Below are 20,034 nucleotides of genomic sequence, written 5' to 3' on the forward strand. Positions count from 1 at the left end.
ACAGCTTAACACGGGCTATAACTGAAGTTGCATCAGGACCAGATCTCGCCATTCACCAAACTTTTGTCCCACTTCAGGCATATAACCTGTTTGCTTAAAGCCTAATTTTTTGTGCAGGGCAATCGAGGCGCTATTGCCGTGATCAATGCCTGCAATCATCACATGCATATTTTGGGTTTTGGCATGCTGAATTAGGTGCTCTAATAATTGCTGACCGAGACCAAGTCGAGCATAGTTTGGGTCAATATAGACAGAATGCTCAACAGTATGTCGATAGCCAGCAAAATGACGGAAAGAACCATAGTCAGCATAACCGGCGATTTGCTGTTGATCCTGATCTTCAATCACCACAAATGGAAAATTTTGCTTTTGCAAATCCAGCAATTTCTGTTGGAAAGAGTCAAGGGTATAAGCTTGATCATTCCATGTCGCAAAGCCGTTGAGAACTTCATGATTATAGATTGCGAGAATGGCCGCTAAGTCTTGTGGAATTGCAGGTCGAATGAGAAAAGACATGCGCAAATTTCTGATAAAAATAAAGTCAATTTAAAAACTTAGGCATAAAAAAAGCAAGGTGATGAACCTTGCTTTTTTCTTCATAGTGTTCTGATTCGAACTTAGAAGTGGTATTTCACCAATGCGCTGACATCGTTTTGGTCTACGCCTTTAATACCAAATTTGTTGTTCCAAACTGAATGTTCGATACCAACATATAATTTAGTTTTTGGTGAAATGTGTTTACCCACATTCCATTTGTACTGAGATGTCCAGTTTAATTCACTTGCATGGTCTGCTTCAGCAGTAGACCAGTCTAGGAAGGCATCTGCTAAAAACTCTTCTGAACCTAATTTGAACGGCACTGCATAAGTGATTGTCATTTGATAATCATCTTTAGTTTTGTCATTAGCCGCTTTATAGAAGTTCACATTCGCATATTGTGTATATGGAATATCGAGAGAGAAACCTACACCGTACAAGAAGTTGTTAAATTCAGAGTTGTGGTGATCGTAACCGGCATTATGTTCCCAAGTCGTTGCAATCAGAACGTCTTTGATTGGACCCATAGAAAGGTCTTTACCAGAAACTTCACCTAAGCTTAGACGTGGCGCTAATTCTGCATAAGTTGATTGATCATCGTTACCATCCAATTGTTGGTCAACGAAGAAGAATACATCTGAATATTTCAGTTTCGCTGCATATTCGGCTGTGATCGTTGTACGGTCTTCAGTACCAACTTCATAGTTTTCACCATATAAGCCAGTTAAGCTGAAATCTTGCCATACGATAGGTGAAGCTTGAGTGAAAGCAGCAGCAGATGCTAATGCACATGATGCAACGATTTGTGTAAGTTTCATTAAAAAATATCTCCCCCCGAGAAGCACTGAAAGCATACAGATTATTAAGCAAAAATAAAGCCAAATTTTACTCAACGGCCAAATTGTTTTGTAATTTGAAGGGGAAATATGCCGTGAATGATCAACGATGGTAAAAGCGAGATTTTGAGTTTGAATGGAATTGTGCAAATAGAAGGGGGACGTCGAGGAAATGCACAAAAATATGACCCAAATCAATTAAAACAATGCAAATCTACAATAAAGTCTTACTTTTTGTATGGATATTAAAAAAATATCAAAATAGCACTTGCAAAATTCTAACTTAAGACCGATATTCGAAGTATAAGGACACGGATCTGCAGACTCTAAAGTGTTCATCATTCAATGTGGAGGACGACGTTCCATACAAAGTTGAAGATGGTCATTGCTGTAACATTTACAGCAAATGTAACGTGCCAAGATAATAAGTTTTGCACAAATATTTATAGATATTACAGATAGATATGAGGATGATATTATGAACATAGAAATCCGTACAGATAAAAACATTCCTAATAGTGATCGATTAATTACATACGTTCGTGCAGAACTTAATGAAGAATTTCAGCGCCATAGTGAACGCATTACTCACTTTTCGGTGCATTTAAGTGATGAAAATGGGGACAAGGGCGGTAGCGACGACATTAAATGTATGATTGAAGCGCGTCCTGCTGGTTTGAAGCCTGTCGTGGTCAACCATCGTGGTCATAATGTAGATACAGCTATTCACGGTGCAATTGATCGACTTAAACGTAGTCTTGAACATGTGTTCGAAAAGAAAGAGAACCCACGCAGTACACAACCTGCTTTTGCTGAAGCAGATGACAGCGTAGACGACGAATAAGTCTCAAAATTTAAAAAAGCCCTGCGGGGCTTTTTTTGTGTGTTTTGTATTTTGTTTTACATGAAATTCAAACAAACGCAGCTTTATTCGGCATAATAGATCAAAATAAATTGAAGTGAGCTTTCCCGATGTTAACAGCGCAACAACAGCTTTTTGTGCAAGCGTTAGAAGAACAAGATCTTGCACAGGTGCAACGCCTGTTGGCAGATGGTCTTAATCCAAATTTTATAGATTTTGAAAAAGGACCTGCGGTTTCTGTATGGTCTGATGGTTTGTTTAAATGGTGGGAAATGGTTTGCGAAGCGTATGAAGCAGGTCAACCCTTAACAGCTGAACAGAAAACACAACATTTAGACGTACATATGCAAATCTTGGAAGCGCTGATTCAAGCCAAAGCCAATGTGCATTTATGGGATGCTGAAGAAATTTATGGTCCATTATGGGACGCCGCGAGTGCAGCATGTGTCCCTGCGGTACAGCGCTTATTGGATGAAAAAGTGAATCCAAATATGATTGATAGCGATGGTTTAACCATTTTATCGTCGATTAGTGAATTATTTTTTGACTGTGATTTTGACGCGGTAAATTGGTCGGAAGCATTGGAAGAAGAAAAACAAACCTTGGAGCTTTTGCGTAGCCATGGCGCAAAAATGAGCAAAGAATTAGCATAATTGTGAGTAAAAACATGACTGTATTTAAAGTTTTAAGCATTGCAACATTATCCGGTTTGAGCCTGTCTGCATTTGCGGCGGATTTTTCATTTGACCGTCCGGGCGCGGGTATGGGCACAGGCATTACTCCTGTAGGTCGTTTGGCGTGGGAACAAAGTTTGCCGGCAGCGAGCTATAGTGAAAGTCGTGATGAAAATGGTGAAAAAGTAAAAAACATTACTTTAAATGCAGACATGTTATTCCGTACTGGTTTGGCAAAAGATTTGGAATTGCAATTGGGTTGGCAAGGTCCTGCATGGTCTAAAACCAAAGTTGCGGGTCGCTCAGTTGAAGAAGATGGTTTGGGTGATGTCAGCATTGGCCTGAAAAAAGCCATCGATTTGAATGATGAGAAATTATCGATGGCCATTCTTGCAGAAGCCATTATTGCAACAGGCAATCAAGGCTTTAGTGCTGAAGATGACATTTATAGTCTGACTTCAGCCGTGGCTTATGATTATAGCGATACAATTGGGACTTCAATGACCATGCGTTATGAAGTTCAAGATGGTGATTGGGCTGTGAGTGCTATTCCGGGAATGGAATATCAAATTTCGGGTAATTTATCGGGTTTTTCTGAGCTGGTTTATCGTAAAGCAGAGAGTACCGATCAGGAAGTGTCATTAGCATCAGGTTTGACGTATGCCGTTTCGGATCGTATGCAGTTGGATGCGAGCGTCGGTCTAGAACTCACGGGCGGTCATAAAAATTATCAGTCAGGTTTAGGCGTATCTTACCTGTTCTAAAAGAACCCTAAATTTTAAAACGTATAAATACAGACTGAGGATGAATTCAGCTGAATGAAACAATGGACTTATGTTGCTGCAGCGGCTGTGCTGTCGTTCAGTATGGGCGTCTCTGCTCAGGATGCATTACTTTCAGCTGAAGATGCTTTTCCTTTCTCGGTCGTCTCTGAGCGTGCAGATCAGGCGGAGCTGAGTTGGGATATTCCAGCGCATTATTATCTGTATCAGCACAAAATAGAGGTGAAGCAGGGCAATCAAGTTTTAGCTTTGGATTTGCCTGCTGCTGAGGATTTGAAAGACGATAACTATGGTCATACGCAGGTGTATTACCAACAGTTGAGTTTTAAAATTCCGACTCAAAAACTGCAGACCTATCAAGTCAGTTGGCAAGGCTGTGCCAAGGATCGGGTGTGTTATCCACCACAGAGCATCAGCTTTAAAACGGATGCTTCTGGTTTAGTCACACAGCAAAATCTAGCCACTCCAAGCAAACGTTTACTCGACTTTGCAGCAGAAAATACTGCCGAACAGCCTATGGCGAATCGTTTAGATCAGCAGCGGGCAGAGAATGCTGCATTGGCTTCTGAACGCTATACCGCAAGTGACCAAATGTGGTCTGAAAAATTAGCACAAAGCTCTATATTTTATGGACTTTTGCTGTTTTTTGGTCTGGGTTTTTTGCTGGCTTTTACCCCATGTTCATTGCCGATGCTGCCGATTTTAACCTCATTGATTGTCCGCGACAGCCGAGGTTTAAAAGCATGGATGATTGCACTGGCTTTTGTCACCAGTATGGCGATGGTGTATGCCATTCTCGGCTTGGTGGCATCGTCTGCAGGTTTGAATTTCCAGCGTTGGTTGCAACAACCCTCGACTTTAATTGCCTTTAGCGTGCTCTTTGTAGTTTTTGCCCTGAATTTATTTGGTTTATTTGAACTGAAATTGCCACGCAGTTGGGTCAATCGCTTAGACCAAGCGCAGTCGATGCAAAAGGGCGGTAGTCTCGTTGGCGCTGGAGTCATGGGGATGATTTCAGCATTGCTGGTCGGTCCTTGTATGACAGCACCGTTGGCAGGTGCATTATTATTCATTTCCCAAACCCAAAGTCAGTGGCAAGGTGCATTATTGTTATTCACCCTCGGCTTTGGCATGGGGACCCCGCTATTGTTGGCCAGTGTCCTTGGCTCACGGGTATTGCCTAAAGCGGGATTGTGGATGAATCAAATCAAGGTGCTTTTTGCTTTCATCATGTTGGCATTGGCTTTGTATTTTATTCGACCATTGATCAGTGAAGCTTGGTTACAGTGGTTATCCCTTGCTCTGGGGCTGGTGTTTAGCGCTTATGTGCTTTGGCGCATTTTATGGCGCAGTACTCAGCTCAAATGGTTATATATCTTGGTGTTCTGTGCAGCTGTACCTTATATTGTGTACAGTCAATATCAACACAGCCAACGTTTTTTAGTCGAAGAAAGTCAACAACAAAGTGCTTGGCATGTGGCACATACAGCGGAAGAGTTTCAACGTTTATTAAGTGAAATTCCCCAAGGTCAATCCGCAATTATTGATGTCTATGCCGATTGGTGTGTGGCCTGTCAGCCGATTGAACATAAAGTTTTAAAATCGGCAGCAGTACAACAGGCTTTGGCACCGTATTATTTAATTAAGTTGGATTTGAGTCAGTATGATGCAACCCATCAAGTACTGCTCAATCAATGGGATATTTTAGGGCCACCGACCTATTTATTTTTAGATACAGCGCATCAAGAGATACGTGGACTGCGTTTGACGGGTGCTTTTAGCGAGAAAGAATTGCTAGCGCAATTGGAAAAATTTAAATCGCGTGGAGAATAAAAATGATGCAATTATATATTGCCAATAAAAACTATTCGACGTGGTCTATGCGACCGTGGTTGGTGTTACACGCGTTTAATTTACCCTTTCAAGAGATTTTGATTCCTTTTTCTGAAGAAGCAGATGGCGGAGCATTCAAGCAGCAAATGTTAGCCCTACATGCCAATGGCAAGGTGCCCCTACTGCAACATGACGGTATGATGATTTGGGACTCATTGGCGATTTGTGAATATTTGGCAGAGCAGTTTCAAGAGCTTCCACTGTGGCCAAAAGATGCTACACAACGTGCATGGGCACGGAGTATTTGCGCGGAAATGCACAGTAGTTTTATGCAATTGCGTAGCTTATGCAGTATGAATCTGCAGGCGGATTATGGTCGTCATGGTCAGAGATTATGGTCTGAACATGCTGAATTGCGTGCTGAAGTGACTCGAATCGAGCAGATTTGGTCGAGTCGTCCTGCGGTGGATGGCTTTCTATGCGGTGAATTTAGTATTGCCGATGCATTTTTTGCACCCGTAGTGACACGTTTACAGACCTTCCAGCTACCTGTGAGTGACAACACACAGCGTTATATGCAAAAGATTTTGCAGCATCCTTCTGTGGTGGCATGGATCACGGCTGCTCAACTGGAACAGCCAGTCCGCCGTATGGAACAGTATCTTCGTTAAAAGCTCAACGTCACGTCTGACCTAGATAAAAGTTTTAAACCAAATGGCTAAAGCTTTGTTGCTCAGTGTACGCCATCACCATATTACGACCACCAGCTTTAGCTGCATATAGCGCTTGATCTGCATGGGTCAGTAATTGTTGCGGTACCAATTCTGGCGTTGAAATCGCAATGCCAAAACTAGCTGTCACATGAATTGACTGACCGTCATGCCCCCAAATTTCAAGCTGTTCAATGGCTTTTCGACAGCGCTCTGCAATGAAAATCGCTTGTTCTAAGTTAGAATTTTTTAACACCAAAATAAACTCTTCCCCGCCAAAACGCCCAACTACATCACTACCGCGTAAATGTTGGTTTAATACTTGGCTGACGAGAATCAAGGTTTCATCGCCTTTATCGTGTCCGTATTCATCATTGATGCGTTTAAAATGGTCTAAGTCCAACAAGACCAGTGCATATGTATCTGTTTTAGCACTATCGAGCTGTTCCAAACACTGATTGATACTGCGTCGATTAAATAAATTGGTCAGTGGGTCGACTTGACTGAGTTTTTGAATCAAATGCTCACGGTGACGCCATTGGCTCAGTAAGATTTCAAATAAAGCCAGACAGGTTAATAAAATAGGAACAATGAAAAAGATCATTGAGAAGAGCCAAAAACTACTTTGATAGCCATAGGCATGAGGTTGAAAAATCGGGGCATAGGGAATAATGCCGCGAATACTCAAATACATGCAAATAGATAAAAAAATCGTGGCTGGAATCAGCATGCTATAGACGATTTTTCGTGTAAATAGCACTAATCCAACGGTCACTAGGCTCACATAGGAGATCATGGTGGCTGGGCTCATGACACCAATTAAATAACCATCACGACATAAAGAAATGACGAATAAGCCGACCGAAAGATAAGGTAAAACAAGCTGAATTTTTGGGTTTTCTTTTCCAGCATAGCAAGGCCAAATCAGCAGGACCATCAAGCAAAAAAAGACGATATTAGTCCACAATTGAGAGTGGATGAGCTCAAGGTTAACCCACTGCCAAAGTTCTGGCGTGACATAAACATAAAATTTCCAAATGATCCAAAGCAGATGAATGGCTGAGCCAAGCATCAGCATGAGCATACACTTTTTCAGGATGCTCCAATTCATGACCACTTCATCTTCCAGTAAATACTGGGCGATTCTATTGCGAAGGATCATGTCACGTATGCTTGATTTCACCGTCATCCTGTGTCATTGCCCTGTTCGAGTTATCAGTTTTTTTCTTAAAGTTTATATAGATATCATTTTATAGGCTTACATTAGCATGAAAATTTACACTTGATAACGGTCAAGAACCGCTCAGTAATTTTAAATTTTTTACGAGTTCAAAAAGATTGTTCTAAAAATAAAACATACTGTCATAAGGATCGGGATTATTCTATTTATGAAAAGTGATTACACTAGGCTCAAGTTAATAACAACAGCTTTAGGTTTTAGTCATGAAAATTTTGCATATTGATTCAAGCATCATGGGCGACGCTTCAGTTTCACGTCAACTCAGCGCTGAAATTGTACAACAGCTACAGCAAAAACATGGTGATGCGGCACAGGTTCAATATCTCGATTTAGCAGTACAGCAGATTCCACATCTCAGCAGTGAAATTTTGATGGGTCAAAATGCAGAACAATCGGCTTTAGGCGAGCAGTTGTTACAACAGTATTTAGATGCCGATGTGGTTGTGGTTGGTGCTGCTATGTATAACTTCGGTTTGCCATCAACTTTGAAAGCATGGATTGACCGTATCAGTGTTGCAGGTCGTACCTTTAAATATACAGAACAAGGTCCAGTGGGTTTGGCAGGTGACAAAAAAGTCTATATTGCCAGCAGTCGTGGCGGTGTGTATGGCGATAACAGCCCTGTAGATTATCAAGAAGGTTTATTAAAAGCCGTGTTTAATTTTACAGGTGTCAGCGATATTGATGTGATTCGTGCCGAAGGTGTCAATATGGGACCAGATATGAAAGCACAAGCAATGGCGACAGCTCAGGCTCAAATTCAAGCCATTTAATGGATTAACATTTCCCTCTTAGGTCAGCACATGCTGACCTTTTTTATGGTGACTTTGATCCATTTCAGGGATTATTTTTCAGCGATTAATCCTGATCCAGTCGATGTGCAAAATCGGCTAAATCACTCAGCGCACGCTGTCCTTCTTCAAACCATGGGCTAAACATCTGGAAGTTATGCCACATGCCAGTGTACAGCTTAAATTCGACATCTAGGCCGGCTTCTTCTGCTTTGACTTTAAAACGCTGCGCATCATCTAATAAAATTTCTTTAGAACCCACTTGAATATGAATCGGAGGTAGTCCTTTGAGTTCTGCAAAAAAAGGCGAGACCAATGGATCAGCTCGATCGACCGAGTGGGGTACATAATAATCAATACCTGTTTCGAGGGCTTCTATGCTTAACAGCGCATCATGCTTACGGTTATAGCGTAGGGACTCACTGCTCAGGGTCAAGTCTAAAAACGGTGACATTAACACCAAACCACTGACTTGTGGAAGTTGTTCCTGTTGAATTTTAAGGGCTAAGGCAAGCGCCAAGTTTGCACCACAAGAGTCGCCTGACAAAATAATATCTTTGGCTTGAACCCCTTGATCTAATAACACTGCATACACATCAAAAAGGGCATCGAGTGCTTCAGGGAACTGTGCTTCAGGGGATAAAGGATAATCCAAATGTAACACTTGCATTTGCGTGCGTGCCGCAACTTGAGTCAGAAACGCCCGATGCGTGTTCATCGAACCCAAGAAAAATGCGCCCCCATGAATATGAAAAATGAGTTGGGTCGATGCCTGTTGTGGTTTGATTTCTTCGGCTTTTAAGCCGGCTAAGCGAATAGGACGAATTTGTACATCCGGGTTTTGGGGAAATGCACGACACATTTGTTCCAAAGCAAACCTTAAAGTATTGGGCGGTAAATTGAATTGGCTCGGCCCACGAATTGTGGTTTTTAAAATACTTTCTGTAATCAGTTGTTTCGTCAGTGGCGATATCTTCATTGTCTTTCCATCTTTTTCTATTTTTGGAATCGTGTGAGCATATTTACCAACACAAATTACAAGGTTACACTAAACGGTCACATACAAAAATTGATAAATTGTTGTGACTTTTGGATACTAATGTCGTCTATATCAGACCAGGGAAATAAACAAAAATGAAAAAAATTGCACTAGCATTAGGATTGATGAGTTTAGCCGCATTTGCAAATGCTGCAGATCCGCTAAATGGTACAACTTGGAAAACCATTGATGATAAAACCAAGCAGCCAAAAGCGATTGTAAAATTCACTGAGCAAAAAAATGGTACGCTTTCTGCGAGCATTCAGTCAGTTTTGACACCAGGTGAAGAGAACGCTTGTAAAAAATGTGAAGGCCCATATCACAATAAATCATTAAAAGGCTTACGTATTGTGACAGGTCTTAAAAATGTAGGTGGTACAAGCTATGAAGACGGTTCAATTTTGGATCCTCAATCAGGTAAAACTTACAAGTTAAAAGGTCAATTGGCTGATGGTGGCAAAAAACTAGAGCTTCGCGGCTTTATTGGCGTTGCTGCTTTAGGTCGTAACCAAACATGGATTCGCGCCAACTAATTTGACATGATTCAAACAAAAAAAGCCTGACAATGTCAGGCTTTTTTATAGCCTATTTTCAGCCACAATTGAACTAGAGCCGTGCATGAGTGTGATAAAAAAATTTATTTCAATGCACGGTAAGCGCTTTCATCAAAGCCAACCAATAAATCGCTACCTGTATCGAGTACAGGACGTTTAATCATGCTGCTATGCGCTGTTAAACACTGAATCAAATTTTCTTCACTGGCTAAGGCTGCTTGTTGCTCTTCTTCACTGAGTTTTTTCCATGTGGTGCCTTTTTTGTTGAGAATCACATCAGCGCCTTTGGCATTAAGCCATTTTTTTACGGTTTTAGCATCAATCGCTTGTTTTTTATAGTCATGAAATTCGTAGCTTAGGCCTAATTCGTTGAGCAAGTCGAAAGCTTTTTTCATGGTATTACAGTTTTTGATGCCATAAATTTTAAGCATGAACAGGTGTCCTCAATTATTCAAACAATAAGATAAAAATACAATTCAGCATTATCCTACAGGCTAATTCATCAATGCTCAAAGCTCGATCGTGATGTGGATTGAGAAATAAATATTTTGCTGTAAAAGTCGCATGTAATAAATATTGGGTATTGTCATCAAAACGACATTTTGGTCTTTTAGAATAGCCTACAGAACAAAACGATGCTCAGAAAAGAAAGCGATGCAATAACAAGAAAATTCAGCTTAAGGTTGCACAGTCAAAAGTAGAAAGAAAGCGAGAATAAGAAAATGCTGTGCAGATCGAATTTTTAGCTGTTTTATTTGGGGGATGTTTGAGTCTATAGATGTGGGGACTAGATAAGAGAAAACCCGCATTTAATCATCCTGATCATGCGGGTCTCAATCCAACGTCCATTGTCACATCCTTGAAAACAAGCTAAATCATTTAGTTTGTTTTTATACTTCCTTCGGCGTCCAATCCTTTTATGTCATCCTGACATGTCCCTTTGCCGTGCGACCATAATGCTATGTTCAAGTTATGAGATAAATCCACAAATTCGTCATGTAATGTGAGAAATAAGCTCTAATTGAGTAAACAATCGTTCACTCAATTAATTGTTGGCAGCTTAAATTTTATAATCAATAATCACAGGGGCGTGGTCGCTAAACCATTCATCTTTAAATATCCAACCATTGACTGTACGTTCTTTCCAGTCTGGTGAACATGCATGGTAGTCGATACGCCAACCCACATTTTTGGCACGCGCTTGTCCTCGGTTAGACCACCAAGAGTAAAGCTCGGCTTCTTTACGTACCTCACGGAAGGTGTCGACATAGCCAAGCTCATCATAAATATGATCGAGCCATGCACGTTCATGTGGTAAGCAGCCTGAAGCCTTTTGGTTCCCAGACCAATTTTTAATATCAATACGTTTATGCACGATGTTGTAGTCACCGCAAACAATCACTGACTTATTTTCAGCACGCCATTGCTTCAAAATTTGTTGATATTCGCCTAAAAATAGGTCTTTGCGCGCCTGAGCTTCTTCACCCGATGAACCAGAAGGCAGGTAGAGCGAGCAAATATGTGCAGTTTGTACAAGTCCTAAATCGAACTCAGCAGAAATAAAGCGGCCTTGAGTGTCTGCCAATTCAAAACCTAAACCATCTGTCACTGAAACAAAAGGTAGGCGGCTATAAATCGCAGTACCGGCATAGCCTGGGCGTTCTGCAGGGAAAAGGTGTGTAAACCAACCTTCGGGTTTAAATTTATCGGTCCATTGTTCATGGGTAATGCGGCTTTCTTGCATGCAGATGACATCGGCATCTGAAGTTGCCATCCAGTCAAAAATACCTTTTTTTTCAGCGGAACGCAGACCATTCACATTAATTGAAACGACACGTAAAATTTTTTGATCACTTGGATAGCTACTCTTTGGTATCATGCTCAGGTTTAACCTCAAACTTAAAAAAATGGAGCACCTCATGACAGCGCAAGCGGCATTTAATCCACAAGCTTTTATCGAACTCGCATTATCACGTGGTGTGCTTAAATTTGGTGAGTTTACTTTAAAATCAGGTCGTGTGAGTCCTTATTTTTTTAATGCAGGTCTACTAAACGATGGCGAAGCCTTATCATTATTGGCTTCTGGCTATGCAGCTAAATTAACACAATGCGATAATGTGGAAGTGGTCTTTGGCCCAGCTTATAAAGGTATTCCATTTGTAGCAGCAACGGCTGTCGCACTGTCACAGAACCATGGTGTGAGCGTACCTTGGGGCTTTAACCGTAAAGAAGCGAAAGACCATGGCGAAGGCGGTGTATTGGTTGGTGCGTCTGTTGAAGGTAAAAAAGTCTGGATCATTGATGATGTGATCACTGCGGGTACAGCGATTCGTGAAGTAGTGACTATTCTGAAAAATGCCGGTGCACAAATTGCGGGCGTATTGGTGGCGCTAGACCGTCAAGAAAAAGGTCAGGGCGATTTGTCTGCGATTCAAGAAGTACAAAAAGAACTCGAAATCCCAGTTCATGCCTTAATTACCATGAAAGATTTGATGACTTTCTTAGAGGCTAAAGGTGAAACTGAAGCTTTAGCGAAAATGGAAGCGTACCGTGTGAAGTATGGGATCTAAGATTTTTTAGATTTTAGGGTTATAAAAAAGGAAGCGGAAGCTTCCTTTTTTTGTGTAGTTTTGAGATTAGGATTGTTGAATTTAGCTAATCAAAAATGTGGAAAAATTGATTGGTTGGTATTCATGAAACGTGAAAAATCATTAAAAAAGCCCAACCCGAGATGATTGGGTTTTTCTCTATTTTATAACACTATGATTTATAATAAATAAAAATAGAATTTCGTATAACGTGTATTATGTTAATTTTAGAAAAATTAAAAGCTAGGAGCTTTGTCTAACCAATCTTTGAAATTTTTAAACTTTACGTGATGTGGCATATCACCTAGATCAAAAACAAAAACTGATGGATCACCATCAATATCATCACCATTAAAATATGCAGTCCAATCCAATAAACGTGCAAATGGTATTAGGTTAAGACCTTCTCTTTTTCTGAATTCATATGCTAAAGACCCTGATTCTGTTTTTGCGTCATAAATCACCCAATTTTAAATATTAAAATAAAAATTAAAAAATATTATTTTTCTACAAGATCATAAATATACCTTCTTTCATAAAATAAAAAATAAACTTTTACATATTTAACCTTATAACACTTATTGCTTACATTTATTTCATCTTTAAAATAATAATACCTACTACCAAATGGTAAGACACTACTAACCAAATTAATTAAATAAAAGCTCTTTCCATCAACTTCAACCACATACCTAAAACCATCATATTTCGTATGATATTTCCCAGTAATAACCATACACCCATCAATAATATTATCCTTATCTTTAATCTTATTTTTTAAAATAAGATTATTATAAAAAACAGTATAAAAGATCATCGATAACAGCAAAAAAGAAGTTGATAAAATCAATTTCATATTAATTTCTCATACCTGCTAAAATAAAAATCAGTGAATATTTAATCCACTAGTATATTAATAGTTTTTTTGGCCTTACTTTCTCAATTTCACTAAATAAAGGCTTTGTTGCACAAACCTATCCATAAAAGCTTGTTTAGTAATATAGTTTCCAAATGAATAAGCCCACACCTAAAATCTATCGTACAACCAATTGGTCTACATACAACCGAGCACTCATTAATCGTGGAAATATTGCCATTTGGTTTGATCCAAACACTCAGTGGTATGCGCAATCACAAGGCAAGCAAGGTCGAAATCAAACTTATTCTGATACTGCTATACAATGCTGCTTAATGATCAAATATTTATTTCGACTCTCTTTACGCATGGTCACAGGTTTTGTTCAAAGTCTAATTAAACTGTGTGGTCTAGACTGGACAGCACCAGATTATTCCACCCTTTGCAGACGACAAAAGCATATCAATATTGCGATTAGCTATCAAAAAAGTACTGATGGGCTACATCTGTTCGTTGACTCTACTGGCTTAAAGTTTCTAGGCGAAGGTGAATGGAAGCGTAAGAAGCACCAACCAGAATATCGTCGCAAATGGCGTAAACTTCATATTGGTAAAGATGCTGAAACCCTGTAAATACGTACTATTCAACTCACTACAAATAATGTGAGTGATTCACAAGTGCTTGAAGATTTACTTGATCAGATTCCACAAGATGAGCAAATTGATTCCGTTTATACCGATGGAGCTTATGACACCAAGCAATGCCGTCAGGTCATTGCAGATCGGTAAGCGCATGCTGTGATTCCTCCAAGAAAAAATGCAAAGCCTTGGAAAGATACAAAGATCAGCTCGCGAGAGCGAAATGAATTACTTCGAACAGTTAAACGTTTAGGCAGGACACTATGGAAAAAATGGTCCGGCTATCATTGCCGAAGTTTGGTCGAAACTAAGATGCATTGCATCAAATTATTAGGGGATAAACTCAGTGCAAGAAAATTTGATAGCCAAGTCAATGAAATTCATGCACGTATAGCAGTCCTCAACAGATTTACGGAATTAGGTCGTCCTCAGACCCAAGCTGTCTCTTAAATTTGGAATACTTGGGATAGTTCAATCTCTCAAATATTTATGCAACAAAGCCTTTTGATTCTATCAAATACCTTAGAAATAGTTTCGATTTAACATAATGGCTGTTATAGGAGATGAAAAACCTAGGCACTGGCCTAGGCATTAAATTCAAAAAACACATAAAAATTAATACTATATACTCAATTTTTCAATTTCCTATAACATGTGTTATGTTAATTTTAGGAAAACTTACAGAATGTATAATTTAAAGATTATGGTTTGGGTGATCCTTATCTTAGTAATCTTATGGGGAATACAATGGATGTTTCATGGCTTTCCAACAGGAAATTAAAGCTATACATTGATGATTTCGTATAATCCGTATTATGTTAATTTTAGGAAAGCTCACTAATCATCAAATTAAAAATATAAGAGAGACTTATGGACTCATATCTTAATTCAGGGGCTGGTTTTCCTGCTGGAACACGTATAAATACAGACAAAGGTTTAATCGCCATTCAGAACATTAAAGTCGGAGATTTAGTACTGTCAAAGCCAAAAAATGGTGACGGAGAGTTATGCTATAAACCTGTTATAAGAATATCTACTTGTGAGAATAGTGAGATTTGGGAGCTAACCTATTTCCAAATTAAAGCAAATACAGATTTATCAAAATTAAATAAAAGCAAATTATTGCAACTTTCTCGCAAAGGAAAAATGGTCAGTAATATGCTGAGGTCTAATCAGACATTCTGGGTTAAGAATATTGGATGGACGCGCTTGGATGAGTTGAAGAACGTTCAAGCTATAGAAACATCTGATCAAGAAATCATTGGTCTTGTTTTTATGGTGAATCCATTACGAAAAACAAGTATGGAAAATGTGGCTGGAAGTTACCATCCTAGCAATATATTTAATGCGGATAAAAAAGGTTTTGATATTGAAAATGTTGAATATTTTACTTTTATCAAATATGGCTTAGAAGGACCTATCGAATGTATAGGTGATGATAATGTACCTAGTCCAATATGTGTTAATGGTGAAAGTGTTCACGTTCTCTCAGAGGCATTCCGATTAAAAACTTACAGCTTTGACGTTGAGGATGATTATACTTGCTTTATTACGAAGCTAGGATTGTGGGTTAATAATACTGCCTATAAATAATATAAGAAATAAATTACTAATTTTCTTATTTAACATAATGGCGATTATACGAAATTTCGTTATTCCTAGCAGGTAAAACAATCATATGCCTTATCAGAACTTAAATATTATGTATGACTTCGGACCAATCGACGTAAAGGTCATAGAAATTTTTGAGCAAGATAATAAAATTAATTTTCCTTTAAGTTATAAAAAGCTGATTGCTTCCCACAATGGGGTGCAATTTATTGAGAATAGCTTTGAATATTCTGATTCTAACAATGAAGTTGGAGAATCTAGCATAGCCTTTTGTTGTTTTGGACAAGGGGTAGGAGGTGATCATATTGAAAACTGTCAAGATCAGGATATATATGGCCATGATAAGATAGTCGTCTTTGGACTAAATGGTTGTGGTGACTATATCGGATTTGACTACAGATCTGACGTTAATAATCCGAAAGTAGTTCTTATGTACCATGATCAATATATCAAGGATCAACATGGACAGCCTAAATTAGAATTGATAGAAGTATGTGATAGTTTTGATAATTTTTTGAACTTACTAAGATAGCTTAAATTATTAGCCTGAGACTATATTTAACATAAAATCTCTTATGCGAAACTCTCTTCATCACACTTCTTACATTCCAACATTACCCCTAACTTTTCTTTCCGTCCTTGCTCAGTGATAACCCAAGGACGGTTTTGCCATGGAGGATCATGGCGGACATGCTGTGTATGACCACAAGCTAAAATGGCATACCAATGATTTTCATCATCCAAGGCAAAATCAACAATGGCTTGCTGCATATTAAACACCTATCTAAATTAAAATGATGCTGAAAAGGGAAAAGAGTTCATGTTGAGCAATCACAACGGCTTGAATATCGAATTGCAAAATAGACTGTGAAATTTGGTTTATTTCTGCCGCACGCTTAGGCCGCGACAATTCTATTTTTCCCGCCATGTTTAGCTTTATACAGCGCTAGATCAGCACGTTGAATTGTATCTTCGTAGGTGCAATCTTCAGGCATGATGGTTGTCACTCCTATGCTCACGGTGACATGCGCGTTATCTATTGAAAACCGACTTAATTCTTTTCTGGAATGTTCATGAATCCGTTTGGCAAACTGGATGGCCTGCTCGCAGCCCGTGTTGGGCAAGGCGACCACAAACTCATCTCCACCTAAGCGGCAGGCGCAATCGGTCTTACGCAGCGTTAAACGAAGAATATCTGCGACTGCTCGGATTGCCTCATCACCAACATGATGACCTTTACTGTCGTTGATTTTTTTGAGGTTATCAAGATCGAACATCAAGATCGAGGTCTGTATGGAATGCCGTAGGTATGACTCATAATGTAATGCTAAGTCATGCTCTAATTTTCTTCGGTTGAAAAGACCGGTTAACTGATCCGTATGGCTGAGTTCCTTCAGCTTGATTTCCAAGTTGTGACGCGTTGAAATATTACTTGCGACCCAAAGTACAACGTCTTCTTCATCTACTGAAAAACTAAGGGCTTGGATGCGCACCTCAAACCAAATGGGCTCTTCAGGACCATAATCGGGCAGACCTTTTACATCCTTATTGCTCAATTCGTACTCTTCGATGAGTAGATTTCCTGACGCTAGAGCTTGGTCGATCAGTTGCATAAACAAGTTGGCTTTATCTGGCTTGATCACATCTGAAATATAGGTACCAACAAGACCGGAACCATCGTGGTAATAGCGATTATCGCGCCCACCAAAAACCGCAACGTATTTTCCACTACGCGATATGACAAAAGCAGGGTCTGGCAAAGCATCAAGAATGATAGCCATCTGCCCAATGTTAATCATTAATTAATTCTATTTCTTTATTTACAATAATTAACACAATAGCTAAAAAAATAAAAAGCACGTGTTTTTTCACCAAAAATAGTGATGAGTGAGATGTAGGTGTGATGAATATCTGTCTCAATTGTTTGGCATCTATTTACGCAGGCCTAACACCATAATGCTTTCACGGCTTATTTCCGTTATAGAGATAAGGCAGATGATAGAAATGTTTTGAATTATCGCCTGCATCACACGAATCCATACATACACATGCAAAATCAGAATAAACAAAAGAAAAATCTCGGCTATACTCGTTCATAAATTGATAATGAACAGAGCACTGAATAATGCGTGTACTTGTTGTGATGGATCCCATCGAAAATGTAAACCTAAAAAAAGATACCTCAATGGCGATGCTATGGGCAGCAGCACGTCGTGGACATGAGCTAGGCTATGCATTACAGCAAGATTTATATATCGATCAAGGCAAAGCCTTTGGTTTGATTTCTCCGCTAAAAGTTTTTGAAGACTACAACCACTATTACGAACTCGGCGAAAAACAAAAAGAATCGATTGCTGCTTATGATGTGGTTTTGATGCGTAAAGATCCGCCGTTTGACATGAACTTTGTCTACACCACCTATATTTTGGAACAGGCTGAACGCGAAGGTGCATGGATTATTAACAAGCCACAAAGCCTACGTGACTGCAATGAAAAATTGTTTGCGACACAATTCCCTGAACTTCAAGTACCAACCTTGGTGACTTCACAGCAAAGTCTGATTCGTGAATTTTTACAAGAACATGGCGATGTGATCGTGAAACCATTAGACGGCATGGGTGGTATGGGCATTTTTCGTTTATACCAAGATGGCGTAAACATTGGTTCAACCATTGAAATCCTGACCAATAACGGCACACAGCCGATTATGGCGCAGCGATACATCCCCGAAATTGTGGATGGTGACAAACGCATTTTGATGATCAATGGAGAGCCAGTGCCGTATTGTTTGGCGCGTATTCCGCAAAATGGTGAAGTGCGTGGTAACTTGGCGGCAGGTGGTTTGGGCGAGGCGCGTCCATTGACCGAAAATGATAAAGCCATTGCAGCCAAAGTCGGGCCATTCCTTCGTGAAAAAGGTTTAGTCTTTGTTGGTCTGGATGTGATTGGTAATTACGTGACTGAAATCAATGTCACCAGTCCAACTTGCGTACGTGAAATTGATGCGCAATTTGGCACCTCGATTGCCGATGATTTATTTGATGTCCTTGAGGCAGGTTTAAAAGCTTAATTTTGCACTAGATTTAAAAGAGTCCTCCACGGGCTCTTTTATTGTCCTGCGCTAAGGGGAGGGGAGCTTAAAAAGCAAAAAACTGTAAGTGAATGCAATTAAAGTGAAAATTGTCTGATTTTTTTTCAATTCTCATAGATTAATAATAAAACTAGTTTAAACTTTTAAAATAGTAGAAAAAAACAATCATACGCCTGTTGAAAAAAAGTAAATTACCTTTCACGGTCATGCGTTTGTGATTACAATTGTTTGCTTAAAATCGAATATCATTAGCCTCTTTTTAGAAATGAAGAATTAGACAGTGACCGAAGTAACGCAAGTAAAGCCGAAACATGTCATGATGATGGCTGCCGGAACCGGTGGTCACGTCTTTCCAGCGCTCGCTGTTGCCAAAGAGTTGCAACAACAAGGTTGTGAAGTTTCTTGGCTTGCAACGCCAACAGGGATGGAAAATCGCCTGCTTAAAAATCATCATATTCCAATTTATCAAATTGATATCCAAGGCGTGCGCGGCAATGGAGTCGTGCGTAAGCTGATGGCACCGTTTAAAATTCTCAAAGCTACTTTGAGTGCCATGCGTTATATGAAACAACTCAAAGTTGATGCAGTTGCAGGCTTTGGGGGTTACGTGGCTGGGCCAGGTGGCTTGGCAGCTCGTGCATTGGGCATACCAGTCATTATCCATGAACAAAATGCTGTAGCAGGTTTTACCAATACGCAGTTGTCACGTGTGGCTAAAATTGTCTGTCAGGCATTTCCAAATACCTTTCCTGCACAAGATAAAATCGTAACCACAGGTAATCCTGTACGTAAGGAAATTACAGAAATTTTAAATCCGTCATGGCGTTACCAAGAGCGTGAAAAAGCTGGGTTGCCATTACGGGTTTTAATTGTAGGGGGCTCACTGGGGGCACGTGCCTTAAATGAATGTGTGCCGGCTGCTTTGCAGCAATTAGAACAGCCCCTGAGTGTATATCATCAGTGTGGTCAAAATAATGCTGAAAGCACATTGGCTCGTTATGCAAACGCACCTGAACATATACAAGTTGAAGTTCAGCCGTTTATTGAAGATATGGCAGCAGCCTATTCTGCAGCGGATTTGATTATCTGCCGTGCTGGTGCACTAACCGTCACTGAAATTGCGACAGCGGGTGTAGCAGCCGTCTTTGTTCCTCTGCCAAGTGCAGTGGATGACCATCAAACTGCAAATGCAGGGTTCTTGGCCAATATCAATGCTGCAAAAATTTGCCCACAAGCGGACATGACCGCAGAAAGTTTAACAGCGTTGTTGAAGCCGCTGATGAATCGCCAACGACTTATGGAAATGGCGGTTAAGGCTCGACAACAGGCACAACCCGATGCGACACAGCACGTGGTTGGTTTAATTCAAGATTTGTAAAATTCGAGTAATCT

21 protein-coding genes and 1 pseudogene are annotated in these 20,034 nt (G+C 39.8%); 13 read left to right on the forward strand and 9 right to left on the reverse strand.

Features of this window, described 5'->3' with window-relative positions; translation table 11 throughout:
* Positions 1-15: 15 nt before the first annotated feature.
* The gene (locus tag M5F03_RS11895) at positions 16-516 is read right to left on the reverse strand and encodes a GNAT family N-acetyltransferase (RefSeq protein WP_249708422.1); all 501 of its coding nucleotides are present in this window, start codon (positions 514-516) and stop codon (positions 16-18) included.
* A gap of 101 nt (positions 517-617) precedes the next feature.
* Complete coding sequence (locus tag M5F03_RS11900; protein WP_078190594.1) at positions 618-1,355, reverse strand: outer membrane protein OmpK; 738 nt, start codon at positions 1,353-1,355, stop codon at positions 618-620.
* Positions 1,356-1,851: 496 nt separating this feature from the next.
* Between M5F03_RS11900 and M5F03_RS11905 the strand changes: the two genes are divergently transcribed.
* The 5 genes from M5F03_RS11905 (at position 1,852) to M5F03_RS11925 (ending at position 6,195) form a co-directional block, all read left to right on the forward strand.
* Positions 1,852-2,217, forward strand: coding sequence for an HPF/RaiA family ribosome-associated protein (locus M5F03_RS11905; RefSeq protein ID WP_111885127.1), 366 nt, complete (start codon positions 1,852-1,854; stop codon positions 2,215-2,217).
* A 128-nt stretch (positions 2,218-2,345) separates the two neighbouring features.
* Complete coding sequence (locus M5F03_RS11910; protein ID WP_111885128.1) at positions 2,346-2,888, forward strand: ankyrin repeat domain-containing protein; 543 nt, start codon at positions 2,346-2,348, stop codon at positions 2,886-2,888.
* Between the two features lie 14 nt (positions 2,889-2,902).
* Positions 2,903-3,673: a transporter gene (locus tag M5F03_RS11915; RefSeq protein WP_249708424.1), complete on the forward strand. Its 771-nt coding sequence runs from the start codon at positions 2,903-2,905 to the stop codon at positions 3,671-3,673.
* Between the two features lie 54 nt (positions 3,674-3,727).
* On the forward strand, positions 3,728-5,524 hold the full coding sequence (gene dsbD, locus M5F03_RS11920) for a protein-disulfide reductase DsbD (protein ID WP_249708426.1): 1,797 nt from the start codon (positions 3,728-3,730) through the stop codon (positions 5,522-5,524).
* Between the two features lie 2 nt (positions 5,525-5,526).
* Complete coding sequence (locus M5F03_RS11925; RefSeq protein WP_249708428.1) at positions 5,527-6,195, forward strand: glutathione S-transferase family protein; 669 nt, start codon at positions 5,527-5,529, stop codon at positions 6,193-6,195.
* Positions 6,196-6,229: 34 nt separating this feature from the next.
* Here the strand turns inward: M5F03_RS11925 and M5F03_RS11930 are convergent, their stop codons facing one another.
* Complete coding sequence (locus M5F03_RS11930; protein ID WP_372491144.1) at positions 6,230-7,396, reverse strand: GGDEF domain-containing protein; 1,167 nt, start codon at positions 7,394-7,396, stop codon at positions 6,230-6,232.
* A gap of 281 nt (positions 7,397-7,677) precedes the next feature.
* Here M5F03_RS11930 and M5F03_RS11935 point away from each other — a divergent pair, with 281 nt between their 5' ends.
* Positions 7,678-8,247: an FMN-dependent NADH-azoreductase gene (locus tag M5F03_RS11935; protein ID WP_180078552.1), complete on the forward strand. Its 570-nt coding sequence runs from the start codon at positions 7,678-7,680 to the stop codon at positions 8,245-8,247.
* 85 nt (positions 8,248-8,332) lie between these two features.
* Here M5F03_RS11935 and M5F03_RS11940 read toward each other — a convergent pair whose 3' ends face one another.
* Entirely contained in the window at positions 8,333-9,244 is a 912-nt protein-coding gene (locus M5F03_RS11940; protein ID WP_249708430.1) for an alpha/beta hydrolase, read from the reverse strand.
* A 155-nt stretch (positions 9,245-9,399) separates the two neighbouring features.
* On the opposite strand from M5F03_RS11940, the gene M5F03_RS11945 reads away from it, so the two are divergent.
* Entirely contained in the window at positions 9,400-9,837 is a 438-nt protein-coding gene (locus M5F03_RS11945; RefSeq protein WP_078193227.1) for a DUF2147 domain-containing protein, read from the forward strand.
* Between the two features lie 104 nt (positions 9,838-9,941).
* Here M5F03_RS11945 and M5F03_RS11950 read toward each other — a convergent pair whose 3' ends face one another.
* Positions 9,942-10,289, reverse strand: a complete 348-nt coding sequence (locus M5F03_RS11950; RefSeq protein WP_249708431.1) for a Spx/MgsR family RNA polymerase-binding regulatory protein — start codon at positions 10,287-10,289, stop codon at positions 9,942-9,944.
* A 629-nt stretch (positions 10,290-10,918) separates the two neighbouring features.
* On the reverse strand, positions 10,919-11,737 hold the full coding sequence (locus M5F03_RS11955; RefSeq protein ID WP_249708432.1) for an exodeoxyribonuclease III: 819 nt from the start codon (positions 11,735-11,737) through the stop codon (positions 10,919-10,921).
* A gap of 40 nt (positions 11,738-11,777) precedes the next feature.
* Between M5F03_RS11955 and pyrE the strand changes: the two genes are divergently transcribed.
* Complete coding sequence (gene pyrE, locus M5F03_RS11960; protein WP_111885133.1) at positions 11,778-12,428, forward strand: orotate phosphoribosyltransferase; 651 nt, start codon at positions 11,778-11,780, stop codon at positions 12,426-12,428.
* A gap of 517 nt (positions 12,429-12,945) precedes the next feature.
* Here pyrE and M5F03_RS11965 read toward each other — a convergent pair.
* Complete coding sequence (locus M5F03_RS11965; protein WP_180025034.1) at positions 12,946-13,302, reverse strand: hypothetical protein; 357 nt, start codon at positions 13,300-13,302, stop codon at positions 12,946-12,948.
* A 155-nt stretch (positions 13,303-13,457) separates the two neighbouring features.
* On the opposite strand from M5F03_RS11965, the pseudogene M5F03_RS11970 reads away from it, so the two are divergent.
* The 3 genes and pseudogenes from M5F03_RS11970 to M5F03_RS11980 all read left to right on the forward strand — a co-directional run bounded on the left by M5F03_RS11970 (position 13,458) and on the right by M5F03_RS11980 (position 16,083).
* Positions 13,458-14,390: pseudogene (locus tag M5F03_RS11970) on the forward strand (IS5 family transposase).
* Positions 14,391-14,810: 420 nt separating this feature from the next.
* Complete coding sequence (locus M5F03_RS11975) at positions 14,811-15,533, forward strand: Hint domain-containing protein (protein ID WP_249708433.1); 723 nt, start codon at positions 14,811-14,813, stop codon at positions 15,531-15,533.
* A gap of 85 nt (positions 15,534-15,618) precedes the next feature.
* Complete coding sequence (locus tag M5F03_RS11980) at positions 15,619-16,083, forward strand: SMI1/KNR4 family protein (RefSeq protein WP_076753373.1); 465 nt, start codon at positions 15,619-15,621, stop codon at positions 16,081-16,083.
* Between the two features lie 41 nt (positions 16,084-16,124).
* On the opposite strand, the gene M5F03_RS11985 is transcribed toward M5F03_RS11980, so the two are convergent.
* Together M5F03_RS11985 and M5F03_RS11990 are read right to left on the reverse strand one after the other, a co-directional pair.
* Positions 16,125-16,322, reverse strand: a complete 198-nt coding sequence (locus M5F03_RS11985) for a DUF3565 domain-containing protein (protein ID WP_180022337.1) — start codon at positions 16,320-16,322, stop codon at positions 16,125-16,127.
* Positions 16,323-16,447: 125 nt separating this feature from the next.
* The gene (locus M5F03_RS11990) at positions 16,448-17,350 is read right to left on the reverse strand and encodes a GGDEF domain-containing protein (RefSeq protein WP_249708434.1); all 903 of its coding nucleotides are present in this window, start codon (positions 17,348-17,350) and stop codon (positions 16,448-16,450) included.
* 326 nt (positions 17,351-17,676) lie between these two features.
* Here M5F03_RS11990 and gshB point away from each other — a divergent pair, with 326 nt between their 5' ends.
* Both gshB and murG read left to right on the forward strand, forming a co-directional pair.
* Positions 17,677-18,621 carry a glutathione synthase gene (gshB, locus tag M5F03_RS11995; RefSeq protein WP_078190578.1) on the forward strand — a complete coding sequence of 315 codons (945 nt, stop codon included), beginning with the start codon at positions 17,677-17,679 and terminating at the stop codon, positions 18,619-18,621.
* 301 nt (positions 18,622-18,922) lie between these two features.
* Positions 18,923-20,020: an undecaprenyldiphospho-muramoylpentapeptide beta-N-acetylglucosaminyltransferase gene (gene murG / locus M5F03_RS12000; protein WP_249708435.1), complete on the forward strand. Its 1,098-nt coding sequence runs from the start codon at positions 18,923-18,925 to the stop codon at positions 20,018-20,020.
* The last annotated feature ends 14 nt before the right edge of the window (positions 20,021-20,034 follow it).

This window comes from Acinetobacter amyesii, from assembly GCF_023499985.1.
Lineage (GTDB): Bacteria > Pseudomonadota > Gammaproteobacteria > Pseudomonadales > Moraxellaceae > Acinetobacter > Acinetobacter amyesii.

What these genes read in the sequence shown, in the direction of transcription:
- M5F03_RS11895 (WP_249708422.1), bottom strand. Translation starts at nt 516, where the DNA reads ATGTCTTTTCTCATTCGACCTGCAATTCCACAAGACTTAGCGGCCATT.
- M5F03_RS11900 (WP_078190594.1), bottom strand. Translation starts at nt 1,355, where the DNA reads ATGAAACTTACACAAATCGTTGCATCATGTGCATTAGCATCTGCTGCT.
- M5F03_RS11905 (WP_111885127.1), top strand. Translation starts at nt 1,852, where the DNA reads ATGAACATAGAAATCCGTACAGATAAAAACATTCCTAATAGTGATCGA.
- M5F03_RS11910 (WP_111885128.1), top strand. Translation starts at nt 2,346, where the DNA reads ATGTTAACAGCGCAACAACAGCTTTTTGTGCAAGCGTTAGAAGAACAA.
- M5F03_RS11915 (WP_249708424.1), top strand. Translation starts at nt 2,903, where the DNA reads ATGACTGTATTTAAAGTTTTAAGCATTGCAACATTATCCGGTTTGAGC.
- dsbD (WP_249708426.1), top strand. Translation starts at nt 3,728, where the DNA reads ATGAAACAATGGACTTATGTTGCTGCAGCGGCTGTGCTGTCGTTCAGT.
- M5F03_RS11925 (WP_249708428.1), top strand. Translation starts at nt 5,527, where the DNA reads ATGATGCAATTATATATTGCCAATAAAAACTATTCGACGTGGTCTATG.
- M5F03_RS11930 (WP_372491144.1), bottom strand. Translation starts at nt 7,396, where the DNA reads ATGATCCTTCGCAATAGAATCGCCCAGTATTTACTGGAAGATGAAGTG.
- M5F03_RS11935 (WP_180078552.1), top strand. Translation starts at nt 7,678, where the DNA reads ATGAAAATTTTGCATATTGATTCAAGCATCATGGGCGACGCTTCAGTT.
- M5F03_RS11940 (WP_249708430.1), bottom strand. Translation starts at nt 9,244, where the DNA reads ATGAAGATATCGCCACTGACGAAACAACTGATTACAGAAAGTATTTTA.
- M5F03_RS11945 (WP_078193227.1), top strand. Translation starts at nt 9,400, where the DNA reads ATGAAAAAAATTGCACTAGCATTAGGATTGATGAGTTTAGCCGCATTT.
- M5F03_RS11950 (WP_249708431.1), bottom strand. Translation starts at nt 10,289, where the DNA reads ATGCTTAAAATTTATGGCATCAAAAACTGTAATACCATGAAAAAAGCT.
- M5F03_RS11955 (WP_249708432.1), bottom strand. Translation starts at nt 11,737, where the DNA reads ATGATACCAAAGAGTAGCTATCCAAGTGATCAAAAAATTTTACGTGTC.
- pyrE (WP_111885133.1), top strand. Translation starts at nt 11,778, where the DNA reads ATGACAGCGCAAGCGGCATTTAATCCACAAGCTTTTATCGAACTCGCA.
- M5F03_RS11965 (WP_180025034.1), bottom strand. Translation starts at nt 13,302, where the DNA reads ATGAAATTGATTTTATCAACTTCTTTTTTGCTGTTATCGATGATCTTT.
- M5F03_RS11975 (WP_249708433.1), top strand. Translation starts at nt 14,811, where the DNA reads ATGGACTCATATCTTAATTCAGGGGCTGGTTTTCCTGCTGGAACACGT.
- M5F03_RS11980 (WP_076753373.1), top strand. Translation starts at nt 15,619, where the DNA reads ATGCCTTATCAGAACTTAAATATTATGTATGACTTCGGACCAATCGAC.
- M5F03_RS11985 (WP_180022337.1), bottom strand. Translation starts at nt 16,322, where the DNA reads ATGCAGCAAGCCATTGTTGATTTTGCCTTGGATGATGAAAATCATTGG.
- M5F03_RS11990 (WP_249708434.1), bottom strand. Translation starts at nt 17,350, where the DNA reads ATGATTAACATTGGGCAGATGGCTATCATTCTTGATGCTTTGCCAGAC.
- gshB (WP_078190578.1), top strand. Translation starts at nt 17,677, where the DNA reads ATGCGTGTACTTGTTGTGATGGATCCCATCGAAAATGTAAACCTAAAA.